This is a genomic window from Terrabacter sp. R4-6 (assembly GCF_057529065.1).
The window spans coordinates 3,981,290-4,006,797 of sequence record NZ_CP197224.1; the positions used below are offsets into that span (position 1 = coordinate 3,981,290).

The 25,508-nt window shown below is 72.1% G+C and carries 22 protein-coding genes and 3 tRNA genes; 16 read left to right on the forward strand and 9 right to left on the reverse strand.

Translation table 11 applies throughout. The annotated features are described in order from the left end of the window. Nucleotides 1–3: 3 nt before the first annotated feature. Both ACSSS0_RS18485 and ACSSS0_RS18490 read right to left on the reverse strand, forming a co-directional pair. Nucleotides 4–813 (reverse strand): hypothetical protein, encoded by an 810-nt coding sequence (locus ACSSS0_RS18485; protein ID WP_487229146.1) that lies wholly within the window; start codon nt 811–813, stop codon nt 4–6. 153 nt (nt 814–966) lie between these two features. Beyond that, a tRNA-Lys gene (locus ACSSS0_RS18490) sits at nt 967–1,039 on the reverse strand. A gap of 432 nt (nt 1,040–1,471) precedes the next feature. Between ACSSS0_RS18490 and ACSSS0_RS18495 the strand changes: the two genes are divergently transcribed. Beyond that, nucleotides 1,472–1,900 carry a DUF5994 family protein gene (locus ACSSS0_RS18495; protein ID WP_487229147.1) on the forward strand — a complete coding sequence of 143 codons (429 nt, stop codon included), beginning with the start codon at nt 1,472–1,474 and terminating at the stop codon, nt 1,898–1,900. Between the two features lie 10 nt (nt 1,901–1,910). Here the strand turns inward: ACSSS0_RS18495 and ACSSS0_RS18500 are convergent, their stop codons facing one another. The 3 genes from ACSSS0_RS18500 to orn form a co-directional block, all read right to left on the reverse strand. Then, nucleotides 1,911–3,083, reverse strand: a complete 1,173-nt coding sequence (locus ACSSS0_RS18500; protein ID WP_487229148.1) for a glutamate--cysteine ligase — start codon at nt 3,081–3,083, stop codon at nt 1,911–1,913. A 200-nt stretch (nt 3,084–3,283) separates the two neighbouring features. Next, nucleotides 3,284–3,359, reverse strand: a tRNA-His gene (locus ACSSS0_RS18505). A gap of 135 nt (nt 3,360–3,494) precedes the next feature. Further along, entirely contained in the window at nt 3,495–4,118 is a 624-nt protein-coding gene (gene orn / locus ACSSS0_RS18510; protein WP_487229149.1) for an oligoribonuclease, read from the reverse strand. Between the two features lie 69 nt (nt 4,119–4,187). Here orn and ACSSS0_RS18515 point away from each other — a divergent pair, with 69 nt between their 5' ends. From ACSSS0_RS18515 to ettA, 7 genes are all read left to right on the forward strand, one after another. Then, a complete protein-coding gene (locus ACSSS0_RS18515; RefSeq protein ID WP_487229150.1) occupies nt 4,188–5,378 on the forward strand; it encodes a PrsW family intramembrane metalloprotease in 1,191 nt (396 codons plus the stop codon). 56 nt (nt 5,379–5,434) lie between these two features. Beyond that, nucleotides 5,435–5,507: transfer RNA gene (locus ACSSS0_RS18520), tRNA-Arg, on the forward strand. 161 nt (nt 5,508–5,668) lie between these two features. After that, a complete protein-coding gene (locus ACSSS0_RS18525) occupies nt 5,669–7,378 on the forward strand; it encodes a SulP family inorganic anion transporter (RefSeq protein WP_487229151.1) in 1,710 nt (569 codons plus the stop codon). A 151-nt stretch (nt 7,379–7,529) separates the two neighbouring features. Then, nucleotides 7,530–9,221, forward strand: coding sequence for a dynamin family protein (locus tag ACSSS0_RS18530; RefSeq protein ID WP_487231224.1), 1,692 nt, complete (start codon nt 7,530–7,532; stop codon nt 9,219–9,221). Then, complete coding sequence (locus tag ACSSS0_RS18535; protein WP_487229152.1) at nt 9,218–10,906, forward strand: GTPase; 1,689 nt, start codon at nt 9,218–9,220, stop codon at nt 10,904–10,906. The genes ACSSS0_RS18530 and ACSSS0_RS18535 overlap by 4 nt, the downstream gene beginning before the upstream one ends. A 152-nt stretch (nt 10,907–11,058) precedes the next feature. After that, nucleotides 11,059–11,667, forward strand: a complete 609-nt coding sequence (locus ACSSS0_RS18540) for a single-stranded DNA-binding protein (RefSeq protein ID WP_487229153.1) — start codon at nt 11,059–11,061, stop codon at nt 11,665–11,667. A 69-nt stretch (nt 11,668–11,736) separates the two neighbouring features. Further along, on the forward strand, nt 11,737–13,419 hold the full coding sequence (ettA, locus tag ACSSS0_RS18545; protein ID WP_435986522.1) for an energy-dependent translational throttle protein EttA: 1,683 nt from the start codon (nt 11,737–11,739) through the stop codon (nt 13,417–13,419). Between the two features lie 64 nt (nt 13,420–13,483). Here the strand turns inward: ettA and ACSSS0_RS18550 are convergent, their stop codons facing one another. Beyond that, nucleotides 13,484–14,524: a magnesium transporter CorA family protein gene (locus ACSSS0_RS18550; protein ID WP_487229154.1), complete on the reverse strand. Its 1,041-nt coding sequence runs from the start codon at nt 14,522–14,524 to the stop codon at nt 13,484–13,486. Between the two features lie 45 nt (nt 14,525–14,569). Beyond that, nucleotides 14,570–16,015: a MocR-like transcription factor YczR gene (yczR, locus tag ACSSS0_RS18555; RefSeq protein ID WP_487229155.1), complete on the reverse strand. Its 1,446-nt coding sequence runs from the start codon at nt 16,013–16,015 to the stop codon at nt 14,570–14,572. A gap of 52 nt (nt 16,016–16,067) precedes the next feature. Between yczR and yczE the strand changes: the two genes are divergently transcribed. Further along, the gene (yczE, locus tag ACSSS0_RS18560; protein WP_487229156.1) at nt 16,068–16,796 is read left to right on the forward strand and encodes a membrane protein YczE; all 729 of its coding nucleotides are present in this window, start codon (nt 16,068–16,070) and stop codon (nt 16,794–16,796) included. Between the two features lie 4 nt (nt 16,797–16,800). Here yczE and ACSSS0_RS18565 read toward each other — a convergent pair whose 3' ends face one another. Beyond that, nucleotides 16,801–17,343 (reverse strand): 2'-5' RNA ligase family protein, encoded by a 543-nt coding sequence (locus ACSSS0_RS18565; protein WP_487229157.1) that lies wholly within the window; start codon nt 17,341–17,343, stop codon nt 16,801–16,803. A gap of 2 nt (nt 17,344–17,345) precedes the next feature. Continuing rightward, entirely contained in the window at nt 17,346–17,972 is a 627-nt protein-coding gene (locus ACSSS0_RS18570; protein ID WP_487229158.1) for a TetR/AcrR family transcriptional regulator, read from the reverse strand. A gap of 98 nt (nt 17,973–18,070) precedes the next feature. Between ACSSS0_RS18570 and ACSSS0_RS18575 the strand changes: the two genes are divergently transcribed. From ACSSS0_RS18575 to ACSSS0_RS18605, 7 genes are all read left to right on the forward strand, one after another. Next, a complete protein-coding gene (locus ACSSS0_RS18575) occupies nt 18,071–19,216 on the forward strand; it encodes an acyl-CoA dehydrogenase family protein (protein ID WP_487229159.1) in 1,146 nt (381 codons plus the stop codon). Next, nucleotides 19,216–19,992 (forward strand): SDR family oxidoreductase, encoded by a 777-nt coding sequence (locus ACSSS0_RS18580; protein ID WP_487229160.1) that lies wholly within the window; start codon nt 19,216–19,218, stop codon nt 19,990–19,992. The genes ACSSS0_RS18575 and ACSSS0_RS18580 overlap by 1 nt, the downstream gene beginning before the upstream one ends. Nucleotides 19,993–20,194: 202 nt before the next feature. Then, complete coding sequence (locus tag ACSSS0_RS18585; protein ID WP_487229161.1) at nt 20,195–21,256, forward strand: iron-siderophore ABC transporter substrate-binding protein; 1,062 nt, start codon at nt 20,195–20,197, stop codon at nt 21,254–21,256. Further along, nucleotides 21,256–22,371 carry a FecCD family ABC transporter permease gene (locus tag ACSSS0_RS18590; protein WP_487229162.1) on the forward strand — a complete coding sequence of 372 codons (1,116 nt, stop codon included), beginning with the start codon at nt 21,256–21,258 and terminating at the stop codon, nt 22,369–22,371. Before ACSSS0_RS18585 ends, ACSSS0_RS18590 begins: the two co-directional genes overlap by 1 nt. Next, on the forward strand, nt 22,368–23,465 hold the full coding sequence (locus ACSSS0_RS18595) for a FecCD family ABC transporter permease (RefSeq protein ID WP_487229163.1): 1,098 nt from the start codon (nt 22,368–22,370) through the stop codon (nt 23,463–23,465). The genes ACSSS0_RS18590 and ACSSS0_RS18595 overlap by 4 nt, the downstream gene beginning before the upstream one ends. A 1-nt stretch (nt 23,466) precedes the next feature. Further along, nucleotides 23,467–24,336 carry an ABC transporter ATP-binding protein gene (locus ACSSS0_RS18600; protein WP_487229164.1) on the forward strand — a complete coding sequence of 290 codons (870 nt, stop codon included), beginning with the start codon at nt 23,467–23,469 and terminating at the stop codon, nt 24,334–24,336. Beyond that, entirely contained in the window at nt 24,333–25,331 is a 999-nt protein-coding gene (locus tag ACSSS0_RS18605; protein ID WP_487229165.1) for a siderophore-interacting protein, read from the forward strand. The genes ACSSS0_RS18600 and ACSSS0_RS18605 overlap by 4 nt, the downstream gene beginning before the upstream one ends. Nucleotides 25,332–25,508: the final 177 nt, after the last annotated feature.

Consider the following 25,508-nt stretch of genomic DNA (forward strand, 5'->3'; position numbering starts at 1 on the left):
ACGTCAGTCGGGGCGCAGCCCGAGCTTGCGCAGCAGGCCGGGACCGGGCCACACCGGCTTGCTGGGTAGCGGCCACTTCTTCGGGTCCTTGCGGTTGAGCATGACGTACTTGTCGAAGCAGACCTGCTGGGCGACGGGTCCGTAGAGGTCGGCCGCCTCGCTCATCCACGCCTTCTGGTGCGACGCGCGGTAGTCGGCCGGCATCGAGTCCCACAGCGCCTTGTTGAAGCGCCGCACCGCCGCGTTGCGCTTGCCCGGCCGGATCGCCTCGTCGTCGACGGCCGCGCCGCCACCGGCGAGGGCGGTCAGGCCGTCGCCGCCGAGCCCTGGGATCGTCGTGCCGGCGAAGTCGGCCGACCAGCCACGGTAGGTGATGCCCCACGCCTTGGTGATCTCGGCGATGCCGACCTCGCCGACCTTGCCCTTGGCGGGCCAGTCCGTCGAGCGGACGCGGCCCCCGCCGACGGAGAGGGCGATGTGGCCGTGCTTGCCGCCCGCCCAGTAGACCGGGGCGCCGGCCGGGGCGTCGGTGCCGCCGCGCCGCTTCGCGGCACGCGCCCAGGCGGCGTTGGCGTCGGCCAGCCCGAACCGGTGCGGGGCGGCGATGCAGTTCCAGACGAAGTTGCAGCACATTCCGACGGGCAGGTACGTCGTGAAGGCCCGCGCCTTGCCGACGCTCGCACCCGGCCCGCGCACCGTCACGTCGCGGTCGCCCCCGCCCGGCGGCGGGGGCTCGTCGGTCCACGGCAGGTCGGGCGTGACCTCACGCTCGCCCTGGTCGCCTCGGTCCAGCTCGTCGTCCCAGCCGCTCATCGCATCTCCCCTCGAGCCGGTGACGCGGTCACCCGCGTCCCGGGTGGTACGTCCATCGTCCAAGGGAGTCGTGGCGTTGTCAGCCTGATACGCGAATCAGGACGGGCAAAGGGAAGACCCCCGTCCAGATCGCTCAGAACGGGGGTCTTGAAGTGCGCCGCCAGGGACTCGAACCCCGAACCCAGTGATTAAGAGTCACTTGCTCTGCCAATTGAGCTAGCGGCGCAACGAGGGGAAACGTTAGCAGCCGTCCCGGGCCGGGACAAAATCGGTCGGCGCGAGGCGTCCAAAGCCGCGCGACCCACCCCTGCCTCTGACCGGGCGACCCGGCGCTGCGGGCGGATTCGCGTGCCTACGGGGTCGCGCTCGCCGTCGAGATGAGGGACAGCGCGAGGCTGACGACGATGACGCCGATGATGACACCGACCGTGATCCGCTGGGCCTTCTTGTTTCCCATGAGCATGACCCCATTGTGCGGTATGCCGTCGCGGGGCCGGTGCGACGACGCGGGCGTACGCTGGGGTGGAGACAGGGTCACCCGGTCAGGGTGCCCGTCGGCAGGAGAGGAACCGACCCTTGCGCGGCGTCGGTCCTCCAGGGCAGGAAGTGACGAGCGAGCCGCGGCCACCCATCTCGACCTGCTCCCCGAGGAGCCACCGTGAACGCCCTGCCCCTGTCCCCGCCAGTGTCCACCCCCCTGCCGGCCCCCGCCGCCGAGTCGCCCGGAGACGATCTCTCGAGCCGCCTCGCCCTGTCGCCCCGTCCGGGGGTCGACGCCTCCGACGGCGTGTGGTGGCCCCGGTCGAGCGACCTCCGCGTCGAGGTGCCGCTGCTCGACGTCGCGGTGAACGACCGCACCCGCGCGCGGATCGCCCGGTTCGGCTACGAGCGCGCCGGGTGGGAGGACGGACCCCGGACCGTGCGCAGCCCGATCGGCATCACGCACCTCGGCTGGTTCGAGCACAGCCGCTTCCCCGACCACGTCCTGCTGTCCCTGAGCAACTACGGCCGGCTCGTGCTCACGGTCCTGCCCCCCGACACCGACGGCGAGACCGCCCGGACGGCGATGGCGAGCGTCGCGGAGTAACTGTCAGGTCTCACCGGCCGTCGGAGACGAGCATGGCGCGCACCGCGGCCCGCAGGTCACCGGTGCCGTCGTCCGTGACGGCCGCGCGCATCCGCTGGTAACCGGCCCCGTCGCTCAGGATGTCCTCGACGCCCGCGAGCTCGCGCGTGCAGGCGAGGCGTCGCGCCGTCGGCTGCAGCTGCTCGAGCAGGTCGTGAATGTCGTCGACGACGTGGACCTCCGTGTTGTCGGCGTCGCGGATGATGATGGCGTCGAGCCCGTAGCGCGCCGCCCGCCACTTGTTCTCCTGCACGTGCCAGGGCGGCAGCGGGCGCGCGAGCACGCCCTCGTCGAGCTGGTGCTCGAGATGGGCGACGAGGCAGTGGATGAGCGCCGCGATCGCGGCCACGTCCTGCGGTCGCGAGAAGCCGTCGCAGGCCCGGACCTCGATCGTGCCGAGGCGCAGCGACGGTCGGACGTCCCAGCGCAGCTCGCTCGCGTCGGTGACGACCCCGGTCGTGAAGACGTCGTGGAGGTACGCGCGGTACTGCGCCCACGTCTCGAACTGGAAGGGCAGGCCCGCCGTCGGCAGCTGCTGGAAGAGCATCGTGCGGTTGCTCGCGTAGCCGGTGTCGGCCCCCGAGCCGTAGGGCGACGACGCCGACAGCGCCGTGAGGTGCGGGTGGTAGGTCAGCAGGGCGTTGACGAGGGGCCACACCTTCGCGGCGGACCGGACGCCGACGTGCACGTGGACCCCGAAGATCACCATCTGCCGGCCCCACCACTGGGTGCGGTCGATGAGGGTCGCGTAGCGCTGTCCCTCGGTGACCTCCTGGTCCTCCCACCGCGCGAACGGGTGCGCCCCACCCCCGTAGAGCAGGACGTCGAGCTCGGAGGCCGCGCGCTGGACGCGCCCGAGGCCGTCGGCGAGATCCGCAGCCGCCTCCTCGGCGTTCGCGCAGATGCCGGTGACGATCTCGACGGTGTTGCGCAGCAGCTCCTGCGTCACGGTCGACCGCGACTTCGTCGGTCGGGCATGCCCGGTGTCCTCGGGCCCGTTGGCGAGGCCGAGCAGCTCGACGGCGCGCGAGGTGAGGTCGAGCGTGGCCGGGTCGAGCAGGCCGATCTCCCACTCGACGCCCAGCGTCTGACCTGCAGACGGGGAGAACCGCGCGTCCACCGACGGCACGCTCGGGTCGTTCATGGGGTCACCTCGGGGGTCGGCGGGGAAGCGACCGCAGGGCAGCGTTGCGGGCTGCGGGCTGGTGTGAGCGGCTGCCACGAGCCTAGCCGCGCAGGCTCGGACCCGCCTCGGACCAGGCTCGGACCGTGCCGTGGAAGCAGCACGGCCCGGTTCCCCCGCGGGGGAACCGGGCCATGCGTTCGTCCTGACGAGCAGGACCGTGGGGTGAGTGACGGGACTTGAACCCGCGGCCACCTGGACCACAACCAGGTGCTCTACCAGCTGAGCTACACCCACCATGCACAACACGAGCCGGGCCCGAAGGCTCGGCGCCGTGTCACGGCGTCGACAATGCTACAGGCTCTCGTGAGGTGCTCGTGACCACCCCGCCCGACGGCATACGCCATCGCCCGAAGGGCTGCCCGGGAGCACTCAGTGCTCGATGACGTGAGGCGACGCGAGCGCCTTCGCGGTGGCGCTGTCGGGGCCGGGCTGCGGCACGAAGACCGCCTGACGGTAGTAGCGCAGCTCGGCGATCGACTCGCGGATGTCGGCGAGCGCCCGGTGCCCGCCGGACTTCTTCGGGGCGTTGAAGTAGACGCGGGGGTACCACCGGCGCGAGAGCTCCTTGATGGAGCTGACGTCGATGATCCGGTAGTGGAGGTAGGACTCGAGCACCGGCATGTCGCGCGAGAGGAAGCCACGGTCGGTGGCGACGGTGTTGCCGCCGAGCGGGGCCTTGCGCGGCTCGGGGACGAACGTGCGGACGTAGTCGAGGACGATGTGCTCGGCCTCCTGGAGCGTCACCCCGGAGTCGAGCTCGGTGATGAGGCCCGAGCTCGTGTGCATGTCGCGGACGAAGTCGTCCATCTGCTCCAGCGCCTCGTCCGGCGGCTTGACGACGACGTCGATGCCGTCACCGAGCTGGTTGAGCTCGAAGTCCGTGACGAGGGCGGCCACCTCCACGAGGGCGTCGGACTTCAGGGACAGGCCCGTCATCTCGCAGTCGATCCAGATGATCCGGTCGGCGATGGCTCGGTGGTTGGTGTCACTCACCGGTCCACCATAGAGGCTGAGGAGGACGAGCCCGGGTGCGCGGCCCCGGCGCTGCACTAGCCTGCCCTCATGACCTCAGGGGACGTGACGACACAGGGGACGGGCGCGAGCCCGGACGGGCAGGCGCAGCAGTGGAGCCCGGTGCGCAACCCGACCCGGCGGCCGATGCTGCGCACCGCCCTCACCATCGGCGTCGCGGCATCCGCCTTCCTCGTCTGCCTGCTCATCCTCGTCGGCATCCTCGGCGAGCGGCTGACGGCCCAGACGATCATCACGTCCGCGCTCATGGCGGTCATCCCGCTGCTCATCATCGTGCCGACCTTCCTCTGGCTCGACCGCTACGAGGCGGAGCCGGCGCGCTACATCGTCTTCGCGTTCCTCTGGGGCGCGCTCGTCGCCGTCGTCGGTGCCTTCTTCCTCAACACCTTCGGCCTCAAGATGCTCGTCGAGGCGCGCTGGACCGACCCGCTCGAGACGGGCGCCGTCTACCTCGCGCCCGTCACCGAGGAGACGCTCAAGGGCCTCGGCATCCTGCTCATCTACCTCGTCCGTCGGCGCGAGTTCGACGGGATCATCGACGGCATCGTCTACGGCGGGCTCATCGGGGCGGGCTTCGCCTTCAGCGAGAACATCCTCTACCTCGGGCAGGCCTACAACGAGTACGGCGGCGAAGGCCTGACGTCGACCTTCCTCGTCCGCGGCCTCATGGGCCCGTTCGGCCACCCGCTCTTCACGTCGCTGACCGGCATCGGGATCGGCATCGCCGTGTCCGCCCGACGCCCGGCGGTGCGCGTCGTCGCGATCCTCGCCGGCTGGGTCCTCGCCATGCTGCTCCACGGGCTCTGGAACCTCTCCGCGCTCGCCGGCATGGACGGCTTCTTCGCGGCGTACGTCACCTACCAGGTGCCGCTCTTCCTCGCCTTCGTCGGCTTCCTCTTCTGGCTGCGTCGTCGCGAGGGCCGGCTCATCGGTCGCTACCTCTCGCCGTACGCCGACGCGGGCTGGCTCACGCACGCCGAGGTCATGATGCTCTCCAACCTGCGCTTGCGCCGGGCGGCGCGAGCCTGGGCGCGGCAGAACGGTGGTCGTCCGGCGAGGCGTTCGATGGACGCCTTCCAGGACAGCGCGAGCGACCTGGCGCTGCTGCGCTCGCGGCTCGTCCACGGCACGGCCGAGGACGACGCGTCGCAGCGCGAGATGGTGCTGCTCGAGGCGATCACCTCGCACCGCCGTGACTTCGTCGGCTCGCCCGTGACCTGAGCGGGCGTGCCGCCCCGCGGTGCCTATCATTGGACGGCGCCCGGATCGGGCGACCCGCCCCTGTAGCTCAGCGGATAGAGCAAGAGCCTTCTAATCTCTTGGTCGCAGGTTCGAGTCCTGCCGGGGGCACTCTCCGATGGCGACGCAGCACGCGCGCCGCCGGCGACGCTTCGGAAACCGGGACGTACGCCGCCACCTGCTGCGATCATGGGGTCGTCAGCCGGCCCGCGAGGGACCTCGTCCACCCAACGGTCTCGGCCTCGCGGCCTGACGGGAGGGATGACGCTCTCATGGCGGGTCGGACCACGGGAACGAGCCGGATCCCCATCCTCGGCTGGCTGCGCTCGTACGACCGCAGCTGGTTGCGCGGCGACCTCATCGCCGGCGTGACGGTGCTGGCCCTCGTCGTCCCGAAGAACCTCGGCTACGCCGGCATCGCCGGGATCCCCGTCCAGAACGGTCTCTACGCCGCGGCCGCGGGTGCGATCCTCTACGCGATCTTCGGCACCAGCCGGCAGATCTCGGTCGGGCCGAGCTCAGGACTGGCGGCCGTCGCCGCGAGCGCCGTCCTCGCCGCCGGCATCGTCGACGAGAAGGCCGTCGCGTCGTTCGTCGCCGGCATCACCCTCGCCTCGGGGGTGCTCTACCTGCTCGTCGCGGTGCTGAAGATGGGGTGGATCGCGCAGTTCCTCTCGCGTGCGGTCGTCACGGGGTTCCTCTTCGGTGCTGCCATCGACGTCGTCATCGGCGAGCTGCCCAAGCTCACCGGCACGAAGGTCTCGGGGAGCAACCCCCTGCAGGAGCTGCGGTCCTGGTTCACGACCCTCGGTGACGCGCACGGCACGACCGTCGTGGTCGGGCTCGTCTCCCTCGCCGTCGTCTTCGGTCTGCGCGTCGTCGCCCCGAAGGTGCCGGGCGCCCTCGTGCTCGTCGTGGGCGGCCTGCTCGGCTCGTGGCTGCTGGGTCTCGGTGACCGTGGTGTGGCGCTCGTCGGCGAGGTCCCGAGAGGTCTGCCGACGGTCGTCCTGCCCGACATGCAGCTGATGTGGGACCACGTCGGTGTCGGGGCCGTGGCGGCCTTCGCCCTCGTGCTGATCGGCTTCTCGCAGACGGCCGGCGACGCACGCGCCTTCGCCGCGAAGCACCGCTACCAGATCGACATCGACCAGGAGTCGGTCGCGCAGGGTTTCGCCAACGCCGGGTCGGGGGTCCTCCAGGGGATGCCGGTGTCGACCAGCCTGTCGGCGAGCTCGCTCAACGACCACTCGGGAGCCAGGTCGGGACTCGCCTCGCTGACGACGGGGTTCGCGGTCCTGCTGACGTTGCTGCTGCTGGCGCCGCTCTTCTCCGACCTGCCCAAGCCGGTGCTGGCCGCCATCATCATCGAGGCCGTCGTCATGGGGATGATGGACCTGCCGGAGATGCGACGCCTCTTGCGCGTCAAGCCGTTCGACTTCGCGGTGGCCGTCGCCGCACTGCTGGGCGCGCTCGTCTTCGGCGTGCTGGCCGGCGTCGTCATCGGGGTGGCGCTGTCGATCTTCTGGCTCATCAAGGTCTCCACCCGACCGTACATCCCGACGCTCGCTCGCGAGCCGGGCACGGACGTCTACCGCGACCTCGCCGACCACCCGGAGGGCGAGACGATCCCCGGCATCGTGGTGATCCGGATGGACGGCGGGCTGTTCTTCGCCACGTCGGACGCCCTCGAGGACCGCGTCCGCGAGGTCATCCACGAGAACCCGGGGGTCAAGGCCATCGTGCTCGACTGCGGCGGCATCGACTTCGTCGACTCCCAGGGGTCGGCCAAGATGGCCGACGTGCTCGACCTCGCCGAGGACTCCGGTGTCGTCCTGCGACTGGCCAGGCTCAAGGCGGCGGTGCGGTCGACGCTCGAGGTCGACGGCGTCATGGAGCGTCTCGGTGCCGACCACGTCCACGGCAACGTCGCCCGGGCGGTGGAGGCCGAGCGCCGGGTGCAGGCCGGACCGCCGGAGGACTGACCCGCCGGACAGCCGTGTCAGCAGGGCGGATCACGTCTGCCCGTGGCACTCTCAGGTCACGACTCGGGGTATGTCGTGGTGGCGCGCCGCCTTTCGGTTTGGTTGTGCCAGTGCGACACGGAAGGATACGGGCGTGGCAGGTGATTCAGGGGTGGGCAATGCCCGTCTCCTCTCGAGCGTTCAGGCACTTCGGTCTGCCGTCGACGACGCCACCCTGCCCCTCGACCTCCCGTCCGCCCCGGCTGCCCGGCTGGCGCGCACGCGGCTGCTCGACCAGCTCGACGACTACGTCATCCCGCGGCTGACCTCGCTCGACGCCCCGCTGCTCGCCGTCGTCGGCGGCTCGACGGGCGCCGGCAAGTCGACGCTCGTCAACTCGGTCGTCGGGCGCGAGGTGACGCTGCCCGGCGTCTTGCGACCGACCACCCGTTCGCCGGTGCTCATCCACCACCCCTCCGACGCGGCGTGGTTCTCCGGGCCCCGGATCCTGCCGACCCTGGCGCGCATCACGGGTCGCCACTCGTCGTCCGACGGCCCGGGCGCGGTGCGCCTCGTCTCGACCGACGAGGTCGCCGCCGGCCTGGCCCTGCTCGACGCGCCGGACATCGACAGCGTCGTCGAGGCCAACCGCGACCTCGCGACGCAGCTGCTCGCCGCCGCCGACCTCTGGGTCTTCGTCACGACGGCCGCCCGCTACGCCGACGCCGTGCCGTGGGAGCTGCTGCGCGAGGCCTCGGAGCGCGGCACCGCCGTCGCCGTCGTCCTCGACCGCGTGCCCGTCGGGGCCGTCGACGAGATCCGCACGCACTTCGCGTCGATGCTGCGCGAGCAGGGGCTCGACCAGGCGCCGATCTTCACGGTCGTGGAGTCCGAGCTCGTCGACGGTCTGCTGCCCGCCGACCAGACCGAGCGCCTGCGGGGCTGGCTCGCGGCGCTCGCCGGCGACGCGCAGGCCCGGGCCGACGTCGTGCGCCAGACGCTCCAGGGTGCGCTCGTCTCCCTCGACACCCGCACGCAGTCGCTCGTGACCGCCTCGAAGGAGCAGACGGCGGCGGGCCAGGCGCTCGTCGCCGCGGCCGCTGCGGCCTACGACGATGCGAAGGCGCAGGTCCACGAGGGCATGCTCGACGGCACGCTGCTTCGCGGCGAGGTCCTCGCGCGGTGGCAGGAGTTCGTCGGCACCGGAGAGTTCTTCCGGCAGGTCGAGTCGACCGTCTCCCGGGTGCGCGACCGGTTCACCTCGTTCCTCAAGGGCGAGCCCGCACGGGCCGACCACCTCGGTGAGGCGCTCCAGTCCGGCGTCGAGTCCCTCGTCGTCAACCGCGCCGAGCTCGCCGCCGGCGCCATCGCGCGCTCGTGGCGCACCCTGCCCGGTGGCGACCAGCTGCTCACGGCCGACCCGACGCTCGCGCGGTCCGGTACCGACGTCGACAAGCGCATCCAGCGCCTCGTGCGGGACTGGCAGGGCGACATCCTCCAGATGGTTCGCGACGAGGGTCGCGACCGACGCACGACCGCCCGGATCATGGCCTACGGCGTCAACGGCCTCGGCGTGGTCCTCATGCTCGTGACCTTCGCGAGCACGGCCGGCATCACCGGCGCCGAGGTCGGCATCGCCGGTGGCACGGCCGTCGTCGGCCAGAAGCTGCTCGAGGCGGTCTTCGGCGACCAGGCCGTCCGAGAGCTCGCGCGCAAGGCCCGCGAGCAGCTGACCGCGCGCGTCGACGAGCTGTATGCCGCCGAGCTCGCCCGTTACGAAGGAGCTGTCACGACGTTGCACGTCGACACCGACCAGACCGAGCACCTGACCGCGGCCGCTGCAGCGGTCAAGGCTGCGCGATGAGCCCGATCAGGATGGGCCGCGCCAAGGTGGCGACGGTCTCGGCGGCCGAGCTCGGGACGCGCACGACGGAGCTGTCGATGGCGCTCGTGTCGGGTGCCGACGAGCTCGACCCCTCGGGCGTCGATGTCGCCCGGCGGGTCGTCGACAAGGCCGTCGAGCGTTCCGGTATCGCCGGGGACCACACGGTCGTCGCGCTCGCCGGTGCCACGGGCAGCGGCAAGTCCTCGCTCTTCAACGCCCTGGTCGGCGCCGACGTCGCCACCATCGGCGCGCGCCGGCCCACGACCTCCCTCCCGACGGCCGGACTCTGGGGTGACGCCGACGCGTCCGAGCTGCTCGACTGGCTCGGGGTCGCCGCCCGTCACGTCGTCGACACGCCGGCCGACGCGGGGGAGGGGCCGGTCCAGGTCGCCGGCTCGCTCGACGGGCTCGTGCTCCTCGACCTGCCGGACTTCGACTCCCGTGAGCTCGAGCACCGACGGGAGGCCGAGCGGGTGCTCGAGCTCGTCGACGTCTTCGTCTGGGTGACCGATCCGCAGAAGTACGCCGACGCCCGGCTGCACGACGAGTTCGTGAGCCTCATGTCGCACCACGACGCCGTGACGCTCGGCGTGCTCAACCAGTCCGACCGCCTGACCGGGGAGAGCGCCAAGACCGTGACCCAGGATCTCGCCAAGCTCCTCGTGGCCGACGGCGTCGCCGACGCGAAGGTTCTCGCGACCTCCACCGTGACCGGTCAGGGCATCCTCGAGCTCAAGCAGCGACTCGCGAATGCCGTTGCAGGACATGCGGCCTCGCGTCAGCGCCTCAAGGCCGACGTGGTCGGTGCGGCGACGGCTCTTCGCCCGGGTGTCGCTGACTCCGAGGCCGACGTGGGACGGGTCCCGCGTGAGGCGCTCGACGCGTCGCTGGCTCGTGCGGCCGGTGTGCCCATCGTCCTCGACGCCGTCGCGCGCGACTACCGCCGCGAGGCGTTCGCGCACACCGGCTGGCTCTTCGCTCGCTGGACCAAGGGCTTCGCCGCCGACCCGCTGCGTCGCCTCCGGCTCGACCGCACCGGTGGACGTCCGCCGATCCCCGTCGAGATCGACGGCGCCGACGTGCGCGCCGTGCTCGGCCGCTCGTCGATCCCGGCACCGACCGTGTCGACCGTGTCGGCGGTCGACCTCGCCACGCGCAGCTTCGTGCGCGACGCGTCCGAGGGACTGCCGGTGCGCTGGGCCCAGGCCGTCGAGGACGCCGTCGACGGCGGCGACGGCGCCCTGAGCGACTCGCTCGACCGCGCCGTCATCGGCACGTCCCTGCGCGCACGTCGCCCGGTCTGGTGGTTCGTCGTCAACATCCTCCAGTGGGTGCTGGGTCTCGTCGCCCTCGCAGGGCTCGTCTGGTACGCCGTGCTGTGGGTCTTCGCGCTGCTGCAGCTCCCGCGCCCCGAGACCCCCGCCGTCGGCATCCTGCCGCTGCCGCTCGTCATGCTCATCCTCGGCGTGCTGCTCGGTGTCGGGCTCGGGATCCTGTCGCGGTGGTGGGCGCGCGTCGGTGCCAGGCACCGACGGACCGTGGTCGGCAAGCGGCTCACCGAGTCGGTCGCAGCGGTGGCCGACGAGCACATCCTCATCCCCGTCGACGAGGTCCTCCTCCGTCACCGCGAGACCCGCGAGCACCTCGAGGCCGCAGCGGGCTGACGCGGCTCCGGCGCCTCGGCGTCGTCCACACCCCTCGGGCCCGATGCCCTTCTGTCCACAGGGGACCGGTGGCGACTGTCGTGCCGTCCCGCCGGGTCAGAAGGTGGTTGCAGGCGGCGCGAGGCCGCCCCTGGAACCCCCGAGGAGCAGCGATGAACGAGACCCGCATCACCGTGCACGGCAACGTCGTGTCCGAGCCCGTCGAGCGTCAGGGACGCAACGGCAGCATCTTCACGACCTTCCGCGTCGCCACGACGCCCTACCGCCGCACGGCCGACGGACGCTTCGTCGACGGCGACACGAGCTTCTACAGCGTCATCGCCTTCAACGCGCTCGCGGCCAACGCCGCCTCGGCGCTGCGGAAGGGCCAGCCCGTCATCGTCGAGGGCAACCTGTCGATCAAGCAGTACGTCGGCAACGACGGCCAGCCACGCACCTCGCCCGAGATCGACGCCGACCACGTCGGGCACGACCTGTCGTGGGGTCGCGCCAGCTTCGAGCGGGTCAGCCGCGCGGCCGCGCTCGGCCAGGACCGCACGGCCGACCCCGACGTCCAGGCGACGGTGCGTGCCATGGCCGAGGGCGAGTCGGCGGTGGCCGGTCAGCGCCCGGCCCACGTCGACGCCGACGGGGTCGTCGACGACGACTACGACCCCGGAGCGGACGCGGTCGACGGCGCGCGTGACGACACCGGCACGGTGCTGGCCACCGGCGATCCCGAGACCGACGACTACGAGGTCGTCGAGCGGCTCACGGCCTGAGGTCGGTGACGGTCCGCGAGCGCGGACACCGATTCGGTGCCGCGCTCGCTGACAGATAGCCTTCTGCGCATGGCCGAGTACATCTACACCATGACCCGTGCGCGCAAGGCACACAACGAGAAGGTCATCCTCGATGACGTCTCGATGTCCTTCTACCCCGGCGCGAAGATCGGCATGGTCGGCCCCAACGGCGCCGGCAAGTCGACGATCCTCAAGATCATGGCCGGACTCGACCAGCCGAGCAACGGCGAGGCGCGTCTGGCCCCCGGGGCGACCGTCGGCATCCTGCTGCAGGAGCCGCCCCTCAACGAGGACAAGACGGTCCTCGGCAACGTCGAGGAGGGCGCCGGCGAGATCAAGGCGAAGCTCGACCGCTACAACGAGATCTCCGCCGAGATGGCCGACCCCGACGCCGACTACGACGCGCTGCTCGCCGAGATGGGCAAGCTGCAGGAGGACATCGACCACGCCGACGCGTGGGACCTCGACAGCCAGCTCGAGCAGGCGATGGACGCACTGCGCTGCCCGCCGCCGGACTCGCCCGTCACCAACCTCTCCGGAGGTGAGCGCCGCCGCGTCGCCCTGTGCAAGCTGCTCCTGCAGAAGCCCGACCTGCTGCTGCTCGACGAGCCCACCAACCACCTCGACGCCGAGTCCGTCCTCTGGCTCGAGCAGCACCTCGAGGGCTACCCCGGCGCCGTCATCGCCGTCACCCACGACCGCTACTTCCTCGACAACGTCGCGCAGTGGATCGCCGAGGTCGACCGAGGCCGCCTCTACCCGTACGAGGGCAACTACTCGACCTACCTCGAGAAGAAGTCCGAGCGACTCACCATCCAGGGCAAGAAGGACGCCAAGCTGGCCAAGCGGCTCAAGACCGAGCTCGAGTGGGTCCGCAGCAACGCCAAGGGCCGTCAGGTCAAGAGCAAGGCGCGTCTGGCCCGCTACGAGGAGATGGCGGCCGAGGCCGAGCGCACCCGCAAGCTCGACTTCGAGGAGCTGCAGATCCCGCCGGGCCCGCGCCTGGGCTCGACCGTCATCGAGGTCAAGAACCTCAAGAAGGGCTTCGGCGAGCGCGTCCTCATCGACAACCTCTCCTTCTCCCTGCCCCGCAACGGCATCGTCGGCGTCATCGGCCCCAACGGCGTCGGCAAGTCGACGCTCTTCAAGACGATCGTCGGCTTCGAGGAGCCGGACGGCGGCGAGGTCAAGATCGGCGAGACCGTCAAGATCTCCTACGTCGACCAGGGCCGCGAGGGCCTCGACCCGAAGAAGAGCCTGTGGGAGATCGTCTCCGACGGCCTCGACCACATGAAGGTCGGCAACGTCGAGATCCCGTCGCGGGCCTACGTGTCGCAGTTCGGCTTCAAGGGCCCCGACCAGCAGAAGCTCTCGGGCGTCCTCTCCGGTGGCGAGCGCAACCGTCTCAACCTCGCGCTCACCCTCAAGCAGGGCGGCAACCTGCTGCTCCTCGACGAGCCGACCAACGACCTCGACGTCGAGACCCTCGGCTCCCTCGAGAACGCGCTGCTCGAGTTCTCCGGCTGCGCCGTCGTCATCACCCACGACCGGTGGTTCCTCGACCGCGTCGCGACGCACATCCTCGCCTACGAGGGCACCGAGGAGAACCCGGCCAGCTGGTACTGGTTCGAGGGCAACTTCGAGTCCTACGAGGCCAACAAGGTCGAGCGTCTCGGCCCCGACGCCGCTCGCCCGCACCGCGTCACCTACCGCAAGCTGACACGCGACTGACCGCGAGCGTCGGCCACGCCGTCGACGAGAGGGCCGGGATGCACCGCATCCCGGCCCTCTCGCGTCAGATCCAGCCCTTGCGCCGGAAGACGCCGTAGAGCGTGAGGGCTACGCCGCCGATGACGGCCGCACTGAACAGCACACCCCAGGGCTGCCCGAAGCCCGGGTAGGGCACGTTCTGGCCGAACCAGCCCGTCACCGCGGTCGGGACGGCGATGATCGCGGCCCACCCGGTGAGCTTCTTCATGACCGTGTTGAGGCGGGCGTCCTGCAGCGACAGGTTCGTCTCGAAGATCGTCGTCACCATGTCGCGGAGCGACTCGGTCCACTCGGCGGCCCGGAGGACGTGGTCGTAGAGGTCGTCGTAGAAGCCGTCGAGCTCGGTGTGCCGCTGGTCCAGCTCGCCCCGGTGCCGCAGCACGGCGTTGACGACGTCGCGCATCGGCAGCACGACGCGTCGCAGCTCGACGAGCTCCTTGCGCAGCCGGTAGGTGCGCACCTGGACGGCGTGGGTGCGGCCGCTCTCGTCGAAGAGGAGGTCCTCGAGGTCCTCGATCGCGTCGTCGAGCTGCTGGATCGCCTCGAAGTGCCCGTCGACGACGGTGTCGAGGAGCCCGTGGACGAGCGCGCCGACGCCGAGCTCGAGCAGCTGGGGGTCGTCGTTCCACCGGTCGAGCACCTGCTGCATGTCGACGTCGTCGCTGCCGCGGACGGTGATGATGCCGCCGGGGAGCACGAAGGCCGAGATCCGTGCGGTGCGCAGCCGGGACTCCGGCCCGAGCGGCTCGCGGTCCTCGGCTCCGGTCGGGGTGACGCCGGGCTCGAGCCGCGTGGCGTAGACGGTGAGGAAGGTGTGCCTGGCGTGCCGGGTCGCCTTCGGTCGCTCGCCCGCGGAGACGGCGTCCTCGACGGCGTGCGGGTCGAGCCCGAGCTCCTCGGACAGGGCCCGGAGCCCGGCGTGGTCCGGCTCGCACAGGTCGACCCAGATCAGCGAGTCCTCGCGCCCGAGCAGCTCGGAGACGTCCTCGAGCGGGAAGCCCTCGTCGACGACCTTGCCGTGCTCCCACCGGAAGGAGGTGATGCGCCCGGCTCCGTCGTTGCTCACCCGATCAGTCTCGCAGCCCCACGGCTCAGGGACGGTCAGGGACGGTCAGGCGATGAGGGGAGTGACCTCGCGGGTCGTGGGGCGCTCGCCGAGCGCGAGCTGCCAGGCGGCGGCGAGCCGTCGGCCGACCTCGTCGGCCTCGTCAGGTGCGACGCAGAAGGGCACGCGGACCCAGCGGGTGAAGCCGCCCTCGACCCCGAACTGCCCACCTCGGGCCAGTCGGACGCCTGCGGACTCGGCGACGCGCGCGAGCTCGTCGCCGCGTGCTTCCGGCAGCTCGCACCAGAGGTTGAGGCCGCCGGTCGGCACGGTCAGGCGCCAGTCGGGCACGTGCTCGCGCAGCGCCGTGACGAGGGCGTCGCGTCGGGCGCGCGCCTCGCGCCGGCGTTCGGTCAGCAGGCTCTCGCCCTGGTGCAGCAGGTCGGTGACGACGAGCTGCTCGAGGATGGCCGTGCCGAGATCGAGGCTGTGGCGGGCCTCGATGACGGCCTCGGCGCCGCCGCGGGGAGCACGGACCCACCCGACGCGCAGACCGCCCCACCACGTCTTGCCGGCACTGCCGAGGGTGTGGGCGGTGGCGGACGAGGCCGCGAAGGGCGACGGCCGGCTCGTCGTCGGGTGGTCCTCGAGGCCGAGCTCGACGAACGTCTCGTCGATGACCGGGACGGAGCTCGCACGGGCGAGCACGCCCGCCAGCGCCTGTCGCGTCGGCCCGTCCATGACGAGCCCGGTCGGGTTCTGGTGGTCAGGGATGAGGTATGCCGCCCGCGCGCCGCTCTGACGGAGCCCGACCTCGATCGCCTCGACGTCCCACCCCGTCGCCGTCAGCTGGGCGGGCACCGCTCGGTACGCCGAACGGCGCACCCCCACCAAGGCGTTCGGGTAGGTGGGGCTCTCGACGAGGACCCGGTCACCGATCTCGAGCTGGGAGCGGAGCACGGCCGACAGGCCGCCGTGGGCGCCCGAGGTGATGACGACCTGGTCCGGTGACGTGGGCAGCCCCCGCCCCTCGAACCAGGCAGCCACGGCGGCGCGGGTCTCGGGGAGCCCCCGCGGGTCGTAGCCCGCGGTCGCGAGGAAGCGCGGGAGCTCCAGGAGTGCCCGCTCGTAGGCCGCGGTGACGCCGGCCGCGGCCGGGAGGGCGGCATACGTGAGGTCGATGACGTCCGGCGGGACGTCGGTGGGGATGAGGCCCGCCTGCGAGAGCGCGAGGCCGGACGGGCCGGCCGGCAGGCAGACGACGCTGCCGGAACCACGGCGCGTCGCGACGAAGCCCTCGTCGCGGAGGGTGTCGAGGGCCGCGCCCACGGTCGTGCGGCTGAGGCCCAGCTCGGTCATCAGCGTGCGTTCGCTCGGCAGCCGCGTCCCGACGAGGAGCCGTCCGTCGGAGACGAGCCGGCGGATGCCGTCGGCGAGGCCGCGGTAGGCCGGCCGGGGGAGTGGACCGGACCCGAGAAGAAGGGCCAGTGACCGGGCCGAGATGGTGCGCACCGGTCCACTGTCCCACGACTGGCCCTTAAAAGGCAGTCCACCGGCACCCATCATGGACGGTGTGAGACGTCACGTCCCCCTCGCCAACCTCACCCCGCGCCAGCAGCTGCGCGCCGGCCACCTCCCGCGCCGCGTCGTCCAGCTCCTCGTGGGGCTCGTGCTCTACGGCGTCTCGATGGCGATGATGATCCGCTCGACGCTCGGCCTCGACCCGTGGGACGTCTTCCACGCCGGCATCGCCTCGCACGTGCCGCTGTCGTTCGGGCAGGTGACGATCATCGTCGGGGCCCTCGTCCTGCTGCTCTGGGTCCCGCTGCGGCAGTGGCCCGGCCTCGGCACCGTGGCCAACGTCGTCGTCATCGGTCTCGCCGCCGACGCCGGCCTCGCGCTCATCGCGCCGCCCGAGTCGATGTGGGCGCGCGTGCTGCTGCTCGGCTCCGGCATCGTGCTCAACGGCGTCGCCGGAGGGCTCTACATCGGCAGCCAGCTCGGTCCCGGCCCCCGCGACGGGCTCATGACGGGCTTCGCGCGGCGCACGGGACTGTCGATCCGACTCGTCCGCACGACCATCGAGGTCGTCGTGCTGGCCGTCGGCTGGCTGCTCGGTGGACCCGTCGGCCTCGGCACGGTGCTGTATGCCGTGTCGATCGGCCCGCTGGTCCAGTTCTTCCTCCCCCGCCTGACCGTCGAGCTGCGCCGCGAGCAGGCGCCCCTGGCCGTCCCCGAGGAGGGTGTCGTGCCCGTGACGCCGACGTCGGCGCTGGGCTCGACGACGAGCTGACCCCTCAGGTGCCGCCGAGGCGCCAGGAGCGGAGCACCCGGCACGCGCCCGGCTCGTACCACGCGAGGTCGAGTCGCCTGGCCCGGCAGCGGGCCGGGAGGTGCGGGGCGACCAGTCGGCGCGTCGACCGCTCGGTGACCTCGTCGGACAGGGCGTCGAGCGTCAGGTGGGGGACGACGTCACCGAAGCGGCCGGCATACGGCGGGCACTGCGGGAAAGCCGCCCAGAGCGTCGCGGTGAGCGCCGCGAAGGGGCCCGATGGCTCGGGCAGGAGGTGCACGATGCCGTTGGGGAAGGTGTCGACGGTCCGGAGCACGAAGTCGAAGGGCGTCGTCGTGGCCGCGACGTCGGCGACGACGTCGAGATCCGCCCCCGTCAGGGCCTCCTCGCCCAGGAACGGCGCGAGGGCCGTCACGTGAGCGTGGACGAAGTCCGGGTCGGCGGAGACGTAGTCGGTGTCGTAGTGCTGCGTGCGGGCGAGCACGAACGGCTCGAGCGCGGGCACCGGCACCTGGAGGACCGTGTGGCCGGTGACGGCCGGCGTCACGCTCAGTGCCCGGCGCCCACGAGCCGCAGCGCGAGGGCGGCGTTCGTCGCGCCGATCTCGGCAGGAGTGCGTCGGATCGTCGGGGAGTACCAACGGGCCACGTCGACGACGATCGAGAGCAGCGCCAGCGCGGTGTCGGCGCTGTCGTCGACGGAGAAGGTGCCGTCGGCGACGCCGCGGTCGAGGACGTCGCGCACGAGGGAGTCCATCTCCTTGCGGAGGGCGAGGACCTCGGCGTGGTGCTCGGGGGTCAGGTGGTGGTGCTCGTACTGCACGACGCGTGCCACCTGGTACTGCTCGACGTGCCACTCGGTGAAGCGCGCCATGACGGTGACGAGCTGCTCGGCGGGTGTCGAGCCGTCGGCGATGGCCGAGCGCATGAGACGCAGGGCCGACTCGTGCCCGCTGCGGCTCAGGGCGAAGAGCAGCTCCTCCTTGGAGCCGAAGTGCACGTAGACGCCGGCCGGGGAGAGGCCCGCCCCGGAGGCGATGTCGCGGGTGGTCGTCGCGTGGAAGCCCGTGTCGGCGAACGCATGGGCCGCGGCCTGCAGGAGCCGCTCGACGGTCGAGGCGTCGGGGTCGGACGTCCGGGCGCCGACGGTCGGCGGGGTCGTGGTGGGCTGCGGCACGTTGACAGCATGCCGCAGGGGAGGGAAACTAAGCAAGCGCTTAGTTACCGACGGGTACCGGCGCATCGCACCCGTGAGCACGCCCGATGGAGGACGCCATGCCCCGCAACATCTACGACGAGGACCACGAGGCGATGCGCGCGTCGGCGCGGGAGTTCGTCGCCCGCACGCTCGCGCCCCGCGCCGAGGAGATGATCGAAGGCAAGTCGATCCCGCGCGACATCTGGCTCGAGGCCGGCAAGCAGGGCTTCTTCGGCCTCGACATCCCCGAGGAGTTCGGCGGCGCCGGCGTCGACGACTACCGCTTCAACGCGGTCGTCGCCGAGGAGATGTCGCGCTTCAACGCGGCGACGAGCTCGTGCTTCGGCATCCACTCCGACGTGTGCCCGCCCTACATCGTCGACCTCGGCACCGAGGAGCAGAAGCAGCGCTGGCTGCCCGGCATGGCGAGCGGCGAGCTCATCTGTGCCATCGCCATGACCGAGCCCTCCGGCGGCTCCGACCTCGCCGCTCTCAAGACGACCGCGGTCCGTGACGGTGACTCGTGGATCCTCAACGGCTCCAAAACCTTCATCACCAACGGCTACCAGGCCGACCTCGTCATCGTGGCGGCGCGCACCGACCCGTCCAAGGGTGCCAAGGGCATCACGCTGCTCATGGTCGAGCGCGGCATGGAGGGCTTCCAGAACGGCCGCAAGCTCGACAAGGTCGGGATGGACGAGTCCGACACGGCCGAGCTCGTCTTCGAGAACGTCCGCGTCCCCGACGAGAACCGCCTCGGTGAGGAGGGCATGGGCTTCATCTCGATGATGCAGCGCCTGCCCCAGGAGCGCGTCGGCGCGGCCGTCTCGAACGTCGCCCACGCCAAGGCGATCCTCGAGGAGACGATCCAGTACGCCAAGGACCGCAAGGCCTTCGGCCAGCCGATCGGCGCCTTCCAGCACAACAAGTTCCTCATGGCCGAGCTCGTGACGAAGATCGAGGTCGCCGAGGCCTACGTCGACGACTGCATCGCGGCGCACGCCGAGGGCAAGCTGTCCGCCGTCGACGCCGCCAAGGCGAAGTGGTGGAGCTCGGAGGTGCAGAACGACGTGCTCGACCACTGCGTGCAGCTGCACGGCGGCTACGGCTTCATGAACGAGTACCGCGTGGCCCGCGCCTGGCGCGACGCCCGCGTCACGAAGATCTGGGCGGGCTCCAACGAGATCATGAAGGAGCTCATCGGCCGGGACCTCGGCTTCTGATGGGGGTCGACGCACGCGGCGCGCGCCACGAGGGCGCCGTCGCGATCATCACGGGTGCCAGCCGGGGGATCGGCCTCGGCATCGCCGAGTGCCTCGTGGCCGAGGGGGCCAAGGTCGTCATCACGGCTCGCAGGCCCGAGGCCCTGGCGGAGGCCGTCGAGCAGCTGGGCGGCCCCGAGCACGCCCTCGGCATCGCGGGCAACGCGGCGGACGAGGCGCACCAGGACGAGGTGATCGCGGCGGCCCGCGAGACGTTCGGCGGCCTGCACCTGCTCGTCAACAACACCGGCATCAACCCCGTCTACGGGCCGATGCTCGACTCCGGGCTCGACATCGCGCGCAAGGTGCTCGACGTCAACGTCGTCGCCGCCTTCTCGTGGATCAAGAAGGCCGTCGCGGCGGGGCTCGGCGACGAGGCGCATCCCGGGTCGGTCGTCAACCTCGCCTCCGTCGCGGGGCAGGGCGCGAGCGGCGTCATCGGCTGGTACGGCGTGTCCAAGGCGGCGCTCATCCACCTGACGACCGAGCTCGGCTACGAGCTCGGTCCCGACGTGCGGGTCAATGCCGTCGCCCCCGCCGTCGTCAAGACGAAGTTCGCCGAGGCGCTCTACGAGGGGCGCGAGGAGAAGGTCGTCCGCGCGTACCCGATGAAGCGTCTCGGCCTGCCCCAGGACGTCGCCGGCGCCGTCAGCTTCCTGCTCAGCAGCGACGCGTCGTGGGTCACCGGTCAGACGCTGACGATCGACGGCGGCGTCACCCTCGGTGGCGCGCTCTAGGCGGATCCGTTCCGCCACAAGGCGATTCGACGACGACGTATGCCGTCCGGCCCCGTGCGCTCGCACGGGGCCGGACGCATGCCGGGCCGGGTTTGACATCAGTTAGGTGAGACTTACTAAGGTAAGCCTCACCTAATGCCGTCTCGGGGGAGTGTCCGACAGGGGTGGCGTGGGTCCCGTCCCCGACAGAGAGACCGTCACCGTGTCGCGCCTTCGCACCGCCCTCCTCGCCGCCGTCGCCGCGGCCCTCGTCCTCGCCGGCTGCACCACCGGCCCCACCGGGGGCGCCGCCCCGACTCCCGCGGGCACGGCAGCGGCAGCTGCCGGCGCCCCGGGAGCCGACCCGGCGGCATACCCGGTCACCCTCGAGGACGCCTTCGGCACGGCCACGATCACGAAGGAGCCGCAGCGTGTCGTCACCCTCGGCTGGTCCGACGCCGACCACGTCGCGGCGCTGGGGGTGGCCCCCGTCGGTGCTCCCAAGGTGACCTGGGGCGGCAACGCGAACCTCTCGACCGACTGGTTCGACGCGCAGCTCGCCACCTTCGGCGGCGCCGCCCCGACGCGCTTCGACGACGCCGACGGCAACCCCGTCGAGGAGATCGCGAGGCTCCAGCCGGACCTGATCCTCGCGACGAACTCCGGCATCACGAAGGACGAGTACGACAAGCTGAGCAAGCTCGCCCCCGTCGTCGCCTACCCGGGCGTCGCCTACGGCACGCCGTGGCAGGACTCGCTCGAGACGATCGGCAAGGCGCTCGGCCGCTCGACGCAGGCTGACGCCGTCGCGGCGAAGACCGTCGCGGCGCTCGACGCGGCAAAGGCGAAGTACCCGCAGCTCGCCGGCAAGACCTTCATCTACGGCTACGTCGCGCCGACCGACCTCTCGCAGATCGGCTTCTACACCCCGAGCGACCTGCGACCTCAGATGCTGACCGAGCTCGGCATGAAGAACGCGCCCGTCGTCGAGGAGAAGGCCAAGGGCTCCAAGGAGTTCTACCTGACCGTCAGCGCCGAGCAGGCCTCGACGCTCGAGGCCGACGTCTTCCTCACCTACATCACGGAGGACTCGGAGGTCGGTGTCATGACGAAGGACCCGCTCGTCGGACAGGTGCCGGCGATCAAGGCGGGTGCGATCGTGGCGACGAAGGACCAGAAGGTGGGGCTGACGATGAGCTCGCCGACGCCGCTGTCCATCCCGTACATGACCCGGCTCTTCGTGCCGCTCGTGGCGGCCGCGGCCGACAAGGCCGACGCAGCCTGATGGGCGCCACCCGGACCGCCGACCGGGAGGGGCTCACGGCCTCGGCCGAAGCGACCCTGCCGGCGGCCCCGTCGACCTCCGTGGGCGGGGGCCGCGGAGGTCGGAGCGGGGGAGCCGGGGGTGCGCGCCGCCGCACCCCCGCGCTCGCCGCCCTGCTCCTCGTGCTGCTCGTCGTGGCCGTCGTCGCCTCGATCGTGCTGGGTTCCAAGGCCATCCCGCTCGGCGACGTCCTCCAGGTGCTCACGGGGCACGGCGACACCGTTGCCGACCGCGGCATCGTCGAGGCCAGAGTCGCGCGCACCGTCGTGGGCGTCCTCGTCGGCGCGGCGCTCGCCCTCGCGGGTGCCGCGATGCAGGGGCTCACCCGCAACCCGCTCGCCGACCCCGGCCTGCTCGGCGTCAACGCCGGCGCCGGTCTGGCCGTCGTCGTCGCGATCTCGGTCTTCGGCGTCGGCTCGCTCAGCGGGTACGTCTGGTGGGCCATGGTGGGCGCGGGCCTCGCGGCCGTCCTCGTCCACGCGCTCGCGGGCCTCGGCGGGGGCGTGACGCCCCTGCGCCTCACGCTCGCCGGCGCTGCCGTCACGGCAGGCCTCGCCAGCTGGTCGTCGGGCCTGCTCGTCTCCAGCCGGCAGTCCTTCGACTCCTTCCGCTTCTGGCAGGTCGGCACCATCGGGGGGCGGGGGCTCGACCTCGTCGTCTCCGTGCTGCCGTTCTTCGCCGTGGGGCTCGTCGTCGTGCTCCTCGCCGTCCGCCGGCTCAACGCCCTCGCCCTCGGCGACGACCTGGCCCGCGGTCTCGGCGAGAACGTCCTGCTGGCCCGGGCCACCGTCGCCGTGGGTGTCGCCGTCCTCTGCGGTGCCTCGACCGCGCTCGCCGGGCCGATCGGCTTCCTCGGCCTCGTCGTGCCCCACGTCGCCCGTTTCGTCGTCGGCCCCGACCACCGTCGGATCATCCCGGTGTGCCTCGTCGCCGGGCCGACGCTGCTGCTCGCCGCCGACACGGTCGGCCGGCTCGTCGCCCAGCCGAGCGAGGTGCAGGCCGGCATCATGACCGCCGTCGTCGGCGTGCCCTTCTTCGTCGTGCTCGTGCGCCGGGGACGGATGGCGAGCCTGTGACCGTCGACGTGCGCACCCGTACCGCGGCTCAGGCCGGTGCCCACGGCGGGACGGTGGACGGTCCGGCCGACCTCGCGCGCGTCGTCCGGGCCCGGCGAGCTCCCGCGCGTCGGGTGCGCCTCGTCATCGCGGCCCTCGCCGTGGCCGCGGTCGCGGCCGTCCTCGTGCGCGTGCTCCTCGGGGACTACGTCGTCGCGCTCGCCGACCTGCTGCCCATCCTGCGTGGAGAGACGCTGCCGGACGCCCCGGGCGCCTCCTTCATCGTCATGGAGGCCAAGCTGCCGCGGGCCCTGATGGGACTCCTCGCGGGGCTGGCGTTCGGGGCCGCGGGGGCGATGTTCCAGACGACCCTGCGCAACCCGCTCGCGAGCCCCGACATCATCGGCATCAGCCTCGGCGCGTCCGCCGCCGCCGTCATCGCCCTGACGTTCCTCGACGCCCAGGGGCTCTGGCTTCCGGCGGCGGCCCTCGTCGGCGCGGTGGCGGTCAGCCTGCTCATGTATGCGGTGGGCCGCGGCACCGTCCTCGCCGGCCAGCGCACGGTGCTCGTCGGCATCGGCATCGCCGCGCTCCTGTCGAGCGTCATCCAGTTCGTCATGACGCGCACGTCGATCCAGGACGCCCAGGCGGCCCTCGTGTGGCTGACCGGGAGCCTCGCGCGCGCCACGTGGCCCGCCATCGGGCTGCTCGCGGCCGGGGTCCTCGTGCTGGCCCCCCTGCTCGCGGTGTGCGCCCGGTGGATGCGGCTCGCCGAGCTCGGGGACGACCTGTCGACGACCCTCGGGGCGCCCGCGGGCCGGGCTCGTCTCGGGCTCGTCGTGGCCGTGGCGCTGGCTGCCGTCGCGACGAGCGCCACCGGCCCGATCGCCTTCGTCGCCTTCCTCTCGGGTCCGGTCGCGCGCCGGCTCTGCGGTGGCCGGCCCTCCCTGTGGCCGGCCGCCCTCGTGGGCGCCGTCGTCGTCGTGCTGGCCGACTTCGCCGGCGACTACCTCATCCCCGACGTCAACCTCCCCGTCGGCGTCGTCACCGGCGCCCTCGGTGCCCCCCTCATGCTCGCGGTCGTCGTCACCGCGGGCCGAGCCGGAAAGGCCTGACATGACCTCCACGACCCTGGCCCGCACGAGGACGGACGGCGTCGCCCTGCAGGCCCGCGGACTGGCGCTCTCCTACGACGGTCGCCGGGTCGTCGAGGGGCTCGACCTCGACGTGCCGGCCGGCCGGGTCACGGTCGTCGTCGGGCCCAACGGCTGCGGCAAGTCGACGGTCCTGCGCGGCCTCTCACGCCTGCTACGTCCCGCCGAGGGCAGCGTCCACCTCGTCTCCGGCGGCCCCGGGGGGCCCGGCAGCACGGACGACGACGTGTGGTCGCTGCGACCCAAGGAGTTCGCCCGTCGCGTCGCGCTCCTCCCGCAGAGTCCGCCGGTGCCCGAGGGCATCACCGTCGTGGACCTCGTCGGTCGGGGCCGACACCCGCACCACACGCTGGTCCGGCGCTGGTCGGCGGCGGACGACGAGGCCGTCGTCCGCGCCATGCAGGCGACCGGGACCGTCGAGCTGGCCGAGCGACACGTCGAGGAGCTGTCCGGCGGCCAGCGACAGCGCGTCTGGATCGCCCTGACCCTTGCCCAGGAGACCGACGTCGTGCTCCTCGACGAGCCCACGACCTACCTCGACCTCGCCCACCAGGTCGACGTCCTGGACCTGTTGCGCGACCTCAACCGCAGCCGGGGGACGACCGTCGTCATGGTCCTGCACGACCTCAACCTCGCGGCCCGCTACGCCGACCACGTCGTCGCCCTGCGCGACGGCCGTCTCGTCGGCAGCGGCGCACCGGCCGACCTCGTCGACGAGGAGTTCGTGGCGGAGGTCTTCGGCCTCGGCTGCCGCGTCATCGCCGACCCCGTCACCGGTTCCCCGCTCGTCGTGCCCACCTCCACCCACCACCAGAGCGGACCCACCTCGTGACCACGACCACCGTCAGTCCCGTCCTGCTGCTCACCGCCGTCGTCCGCCGGGTCGAGCGACTCAGTCCGTCCTTCGTCCGGATCCGCTTCGGCGGCAACGGTTTCGAGCACCTCGGCCCCGAGGGGCCGACGCTCGACCAGCGCGTCAAGCTGCTCATCCCGTCGCCGGGGAAGCCGGCTCCGAGCATGCTCCTCGAACCCGACGGGTGGTATGCCGCGTGGCTCGCGCTCCCCGAGGCCGAGCGTGGGCACCTGCGCACCTACACCGCCCGCGCCGTGGAGGGGGAGGGTGACGAGCGCCAGCTCGTCGTCGACTTCGTGCTGCACGGTCACGGCATGCCCGCCACGCCCGGCGCGTCCGACGCGGCTGCGGGACCGGCGGGCACGTGGGCGGCGGCTGCGACCGTCGGCGACGAGATCGGCCTGCTCGCCCCCCGCCGCGGTCACGAACGCGCCTTCGGCGGGATCGAGTTCGAGCCGGGGACCGGGCGGCGTCTGTTGCTCGCTGCCGACGAGACGGCCCTGCCCGCCCTCGCCTCCATCGTCGAGTCCCTGCCGGCCGGCACTCGCGGCGTGGCGGTCGTGGAGGTGCCGGGCGCGGCGGACTTCCTCGACGTCCGCTTCCCGGCCGGGGTCCGGTGTCACTGGATCGCGCGGGGGTCCCACCCCCGGGGTGAGCAGACCCTCGCTGCCCTGCGGGAGTGCCTTGGCCTCGACGCGGACGCGCGTCCTGTCGCGGACCGTGGGCTGCTCGGACCGTCCGCCGACCTCGACGACGACGAGGTGTGGGAGACGCCGGCCTACAGCTCCTCGGGTGACGACGTCACGGCAACGGCCCGAGCGCGGCCCCGATCAGGCGGTGTCGACACGTATGCCTGGGTCGCCGGGGACTCCGACACGGTCAAGGCCTGTAGGCGCCTCCTCGTCGGCGAGGGTGGCATGCCCCGTCCGCAGGTCGCCTTCATGGGGTACTGGAAGCAGGGACGCGCCGGCTGACCAGCGCCCTCTCCACCACGCCCCGGACGGCGCGTCGCCGCGCGGCGCGCCGACCGGCATACGGCCGCTTGCGCTCGACGGGCCTCGGCAGGGGAGAATGCGCTGTGCGGCCACCGTCGTCCGCAGGTCGCCACGCCGTGGCGCCGCGGCGCTGCCGCGACCGAACGACGGAAGAAG